The following is a 6,548-nucleotide window of genomic DNA, read 5'->3' as shown; positions in this document are numbered from 1 at the left end:
AAATGATCTGGCGCGCCGGCGACGAGATGTACTACCCCGGGGGCGTGACCGACCCCGATTATTGCGTGCTCAAATTCTCCGCTCAGGACGGCAGGTATTACAGCCATTTTAAATCCGAAAATTTCGAAGTTGAATAACCTTATTGTCCCTCAAGGTTGCAGGATAGTGGAAACATACCCATCCGAATATTGAATACAGAACTGACGGCACGCCTGTAGGATGAGATGTCCAAACGCGTGGACATATTATCTTGACAAGTCCACTCTACCATGATATGTTTGATATATAAAACATTGGTTCTACTGATAGAACTTCGAGGGACCAGCGCCGATGATCATGGACAAACCTCAATCCGCAGATGAAAGATATATGGTTCCCGCTGTAGAACAGAGCTTTCGCGTCTTGTTCCTCATGTCTCAAGCCCCCTCCTCCCACATGAGCCTGACAGAGATTTGTGCCCAGGCGAGCATCCACAAAAGTAAGGCCTTTTCCATTCTGCGCACGTTGCAGAAATTCGGTGTGGTTCAGAGGAATGTCGATGGAAAAGGATATTCACTGGGCCCCGGTCTCATTGCACTCTCAAGAAAGGTTATCGATAATACTGATGCCGCACGACTTGCCGCGCCCATGCTCAAGGAACTTTCCGGAAAAGCGAGCGGTACGGCGACCCTTGGACTCATCGCCGAGAACAGTGTGTTTGTTGTCGCAAAGCAGGAAGTGGACAGGGACATTGGTGTTACTATTCGGGTCGGCCACCGTTTTCCGCTCACGCTCGGTTCTCACGGCAAGGCCATAGCGGCCTTTCTCCCCAAAGGTGAGGCCGACGAACTCCTTAACCATAAGAAACTCTACTTTCACGGAAAACCTGAAAAGCTCGACAGGGTGAGGCTCGAGAAAGAGCTTACCCAGTGCCGCCGGGATGGCTTTGCCGTTGACTTAGGTGAGATAAAACCTGGGCTCATTACCGTTGCTGCGCCGGTGCTCGGCATCGGAGAGATACCTATCGGATATATCGCGGTCATAGGACTCTTCTCTCCTGATGTCCCGAGACAATTAGGTCCGTCCGTTGCGCTCGCAGCACAGACTCTTTCAAAACAGCTGGGTGCCAGGACGGATCCGAAGAGTATGGCGCTCGCCCCAAATCATAGCGCAGGGTAGTTTAGCCCGGGAAGGTACAGAATACGGGAGGAAGAACATGTCTCAAAGGCTTATTCTCAAGGAATTGAGCCGATACAGAATCGGTACCTATGCTGACATCATTTACAGAAACGCCCTGCTCAGCACGGACAGGGAGGCTTTCATCTGCGGCCCGCAACGGATCACCTTTTCCGAGTTCAACGCACGGGTAAACGCCCTGATTAACTCCCTTACCCGTCTCGGCCTCAACAAAGGCGACGGTATCGGCATCCTTGCCTGGAACTGCCTGGAGTGCACCGATATTACCGGTGCGGCCATGAAGGGGGGATTTATCGTATCGCCCTTCAATCCAAGGATGCAGGTCGAAGAGCTCGACTATATCATTAACTATTCCGAAGTAAAGGCCCTGTTCGTGGGTCCCGAATTCATTGAGACCATTAATGAGCTTCGTCCGCGTCTTCCCGGTGTCGCGACATACGTCTGCCTCGAGGGTGAGAGAGACGGCATGCATGCTTACAAACATCTGATCACCGACTATCCACGTGAAGAGCCCTCCGTGGACGTGAGCGAAGATGATCCTTTTATCATCTTTTATACAAGCGGCACCACAGGGGTGCCCCGTGGGGCCGTTTATACCCACTACCGTAAGCTTGAGGAAGCCCGGACAAAAGCGCTGCAGGTAGGCCTTCAACCTGACAATAAACACATTATGATCCTGCCCCTTTTCCATATCGGCGGCTGGTCCCATTTCTGGGCTTTCTTCTCGGTCGGGGCCTGCAACGTCATCATGCCCCAGCGTTCCTTTGATCCTCAAGCCACGCTCAAAGCCCTCGAAGATGAGAAGGCCACGGACATCCATATTGTCCCCACGCAACTTGTGAGCTTTCTTTCCGCACCTGATGTCGAGAGATACGACCTCAAATACTTAAAAAGGATGTGGTACGCGGCCTCTCCCATGCCGCTCGAATTACTCAAGCGCGGGATGGCAAGGTTTGGCCCCGTATTCGCCCAGGGCTACGGCCAGACCGAATCGGGTCCTGACATATCGATTCTCTCCAGGGAATCACATGATGTGATAGATAAATCCCAGGAGGAGCAGAAGGTGCTCACGTCCTGCGGACAACCATGTATCTGGGTCCACGCGAGGATCGTCGATGAAAACCGCAATGACGTTCAACCTCACACCGTGGGTGATATTATCGTGCAGAGTAAATCGATCATGGTCAAATACTGGCGTAAGCCCGAGCTCACCGATGAGGCCATCATTGACGGATGGCTCTTTACCGGCGACATGGGCTACTACGACGACAGCGGTTACATGTATATCGTGGACAGGAAAAAAGACCTCGTCATTACGGGCGGAGAGAATGTTTACCCGAGAGAAGTGGAAGAAGTCCTCTACCGCCATCCTGCGGTGGCTGAGTGCGCCGTGATAGGTGTTCCCGACGAGACATGGGTCGAGCGTGTGCACGCGGTTATCACCCTGAAAAAGGGCATGTCAGCTACCGAAGATGAGATAATAACCTTTTGCAAGGAAAGGATCGCCCGATACAAGGCGCCGAGGTCGGTTGAATTTGTGGAAGCACTGCCCAAGAATCCTCAAGGGAAGATTCTGAAGAAAGAATTAAGGGCGGCATACCGTGAAAAAAAATAGCAAACGCAAAGGGGTGGCGTGGGATGGTGTTAATTGCTGCGGGAATTCATACCAAACGCGGTCCTTCTTAAGCCTAGGGAGGTAAAAACATGGCAACGAAAAATACGCATCAAAAGAGGAAGAAGACACAAGAGTTAAGACCCATTAGCCTCACCATAAACGGTCGGCCTTTTGAGCTGGCTCAGGGTTCGAGATTAGGCGAGGTAGAGGCCTTTCACACCCTCTCTCACACATTAAGGGAAACTCTCGGTCTCACGGGTACTAAGATCTCCTGCGATAACGGCGCCTGTGGGGCCTGTACGGTGATTATGCAAGGCAAGCCCGTTCTTTCGTGCAAAATCCTCACCGTAGAATGCGACGGCAAATCCATAACCACTATTGAAGGCTTAAGAAACCAGGAAACAGGAGAACTCGATCCTCTTCAGCAGGCGTTTATTGACTATACGGCCTTCCAGTGCGGATTCTGCACGCCGGGTATAATCATGACCGCCAGGGCTCTGCTTAACGAAAATCCGTATCCCACAGAAGACGAAATAAAAGAGGCCCTTTCGGGTAATTTCTGCCGATGCATCAGCCAGTACCAGGTTATCAAGGCGGTTAAATCGGTCTCTGACGATGCTCTGGCGGTCTCACGGGGCGGATACCAGCCCGCAGGAGGGAAATAGCCATGGGAAACAATTACCGATATATAGGCAGGCAGTCGCCGCGAAGGGACGCTTCTGACATAGTCACGGGCGCCACACAGTATCTTGACGATCTCAAATTTCAGAATCTCCTCTACGGAAAGGTATTGAGAAGTCCTTACGCGCATGCATTAATCAAGGATATTGACAAGAGCAAAGCTGAGAAACTTCCGGGCGTTCAGGCGGTGCTCACATGGAAGGACCTCCCGGACTACAGAGGAGGGACGCCTCGCAACGTCCGTATCCTCGACAAGAAAGTGAGATATGTGGGCGATGCGGTGGCGCTTGTGGCCGCCACCACACAAGAGATAGCGGAAGAGGCCATAAGCCTCATTGCTGTGGAATACGAGGTCCTGCCCGCCGTCTTCGATATCGATGAAGCGCTAAGGCCCGGAGCACCGGCAGTCTATGATGAATATCCCGACAATATACTGCCCGGCGGCACAATCATTTACGGACCCAACTGTTTGAAGGGCGTTGTCAGAGGCGACGTGGACAAAGGGTTTGCGGAAGCGGACGTCATTACGGAGGGCACATTCGGGTATGAGAACATCCCCAACGCAATGCCGCCCGAATCCGTAGCCGCCGTGGCTCAGTGGGAAGAGCCGAACAAGGTGACGGTCTGGGGGACTACCCAGGCCCCGTACATGGATAAAGTAACACTTTTCCATGTTTTCAACAGGCAATTGGACATACGGACCATCGGACCTCAATGCGGGGGCGGCTTTGGAACGAAAATCATGTGCTGGCAGGTACAGAGTTACGCGGTGGTTCTCTCCAAGGCTACCCGCCGGCCCGTGAAGGTCGTTTTCACAAAAGAGGAACATCTTGCCTCCTTTGTCTTAAGGGTCGGCTCCCGTATCAACGCACGGGTAGGTATGAAGAAGGATGGCACCCTGACCGCCATAAAGGGCACCTGGTATGTGGACACAGGATATTACTCATTCACAACCCAGGCCCAGGTTGCCGTTGGTTCAGGGGAGCTCATGATCATGGCCCAATGTCCCAACTGGGACCTGAAGAATATCATCGTTGCAACGAACCGGAACGCCTCAGGGAGTACCCGTGGTTTCGGCGGGCAGGAATTGAAGTGTTCCTTCATTCCGCTTCTCTGTCTCGCCATGGAAAAAGCCGGACTTGATCCCTTCGAAGTTCTCAAGAAAAATTTCGTGAAGCCGGGGGGCGGATACTACTGGCGTGACGGCAACTGGTTCAACTATCGCGGGATTGACTTCTCCCAAGCCATGGATAAAGGCGCCGAGACCTTCGGTTGGAAAGACAAGTGGAAAGGCTGGCTCAAGGCGAGCGCAGTGAATGGCTCCAAACGCAGAGGCATCGGGGTCGGCGTGCACGGGAACGCCGATGTAGGTGAGGACGCGGCCGAAGCTTACGTTCAGCTCGGTTATAACGGCACCGCAACAATCTTTCTCTGCGTAGCCGAGCATGGCACCGGACAGAAGAGCAACTATGCCAAAATGGCCGCGGAGGTTCTCCAGATTCCACCGGAAAATATCTCCATGACGCCCGCCGATTCGCTGGTAACGCCTTTTGAATTCGGACCGGTGGGCTCCCGGGGCACCTACGCGATCGGCAGCGCCGTGATCAACGCCGCTGAGGATGCGAAACGTAAGCTCCTCGAATTTGCGGCTCCCAAACTCAACGTGAGCCCCGAAGAGCTTGACACGGCTGACGGCGTGGTTTTTGTGAAGGACAATCCGGAGAAGACAATGAAGTGGAGGGCCATGGGCAACGACCGAACCATACTCGGCTACGGCCGATTTGAACCGGATTTTACCATGTGCAACTGTATGATGACCTTCGTGGAGGTCGAGGTGGACACCGAAACGGGAAAGGTGGACCTTGTGCATGTGGTAAACGCAACGGACGTCGGACAGGTGATTGATCCGCAGGGTCTCGAAGGACAGCTTAACGGCTGTTTCGGCTCAGCCGGTATCGACAGCGCCATCTTTGAGGAGACGATCATTGATCACCGCACGGGCCATATTGTCAACGCCAACATGATCGATTACAAGTGGCGTACCTTCTCCGATCTGCCTAGAGTCGACCACGTCGTACTCGAAACACCGTTCCCCACCCACCGTTTTCACGCAATCGGTGTGGGAGAGGTGGCAACGTCACCAGGTCCTTCGGCGGTACTGATGGCGGTTTCCAATGCCGTGGGCAAATGGCTGTACGAGTATCCGGTAACACCCAACAGGATTCTCAAAGCCTTAGGCAGGATCGACCCAAATGTTTCCAACCGTTCAAACGGCGAGGGGAGGTAAGCGATGAAACCATTCGAACACTATAATGCAGAATCGATCAAAGAAGCGCTAAAACTTCTCGCGCACTATGATGGAAAGGCAAAAGTGAACGCAGGCGGCACAGACCTGCTTGGCGCCATGAGGGACAAATGTCTTCCCGAATATCCGGAGGCGATCATCAATATAAAGACTATTGAAGGTCTCCACTATATCAAGTCAGACAAAAAGGGGTTGAAAATTGGCGCGCTCACCAGGCTTGCCGACATTGCTAAGTCCCCTGAGGTCAAGAAAGAATATAGTCTTCTCGCTGATGCGGCCCATTCAGTGGCAAGTCCACACATCAGGAATATGGCTACGATAGGCGGAAACCTGGCTCAGGACGTACGGTGTTGGTACTACCGATATCCAGCGCAGATCGGCGGTCCCATTACCTGTCTGCGTAAAGGCGGCCGGATATGCAGCGCGCTCGCAGGCGACAACCGATATCACTCGATATTCGGCGCTGCCCCCATGACTGAGTATCCCTGCGTTGGCCATTGCCCGGCTTCCACGAACATCCCTTCATACTTAAGCAGGGTGCGTAGCGGCGATCCCGCAAGCGCCGCACGGGTACTTATGGACTACAACCCTCTTGCCGCCATCACAGGCAGGATATGTCCGGTCTACTGCGAGCCTCAATGTAATCGAAAGGAATTTGATGAGGCCGTTGCGATCAATTGCGTGGAGCGCGCGCTCGGCGACTATATGCTCGAAAATGTCCGGGACTTCTATGAACCGCCCAAAGACGAGTCCGGCAAAAAGATTGCCATA

5 protein-coding genes are annotated in these 6,548 nt (G+C 53.2%); all 5 read left to right on the top strand.

What is annotated here, in order from left to right:
- Positions 1-336: 336 nt before the first annotated feature.
- Positions 337-1,158 (top strand): IclR family transcriptional regulator, encoded by an 822-nt coding sequence (locus tag VMT62_08740; GenBank protein ID HVN96501.1) that lies wholly within the window; start codon positions 337-339, stop codon positions 1,156-1,158.
- 37 nt (positions 1,159-1,195) lie between these two features.
- The gene (locus tag VMT62_08735) at positions 1,196-2,791 is read left to right on the top strand and encodes a long-chain-fatty-acid--CoA ligase (GenBank protein HVN96500.1); all 1,596 of its coding nucleotides are present in this window, start codon (positions 1,196-1,198) and stop codon (positions 2,789-2,791) included.
- Between the two features lie 89 nt (positions 2,792-2,880).
- Positions 2,881-3,456, top strand: a complete 576-nt coding sequence (locus VMT62_08730) for a (2Fe-2S)-binding protein (protein HVN96499.1) — start codon at positions 2,881-2,883, stop codon at positions 3,454-3,456.
- Between the two features lie 2 nt (positions 3,457-3,458).
- Complete coding sequence (locus VMT62_08725) at positions 3,459-5,759, top strand: xanthine dehydrogenase family protein molybdopterin-binding subunit (protein HVN96498.1); 2,301 nt, start codon at positions 3,459-3,461, stop codon at positions 5,757-5,759.
- Between the two features lie 3 nt (positions 5,760-5,762).
- Positions 5,763-6,548, top strand: a 786-nt coding sequence (locus VMT62_08720; GenBank protein HVN96497.1) for an FAD binding domain-containing protein, incomplete at its 3' end; no start/stop codon positions are given.

The organism is Syntrophorhabdaceae bacterium, from assembly GCA_035541755.1.
Classification (GTDB): domain Bacteria; phylum Desulfobacterota; class Syntrophorhabdia; order Syntrophorhabdales; family Syntrophorhabdaceae; genus PNOF01.
Note: the sequence above shows the minus strand (reverse complement) of the source record. Positions and strands in the feature narration are given on the sequence as shown.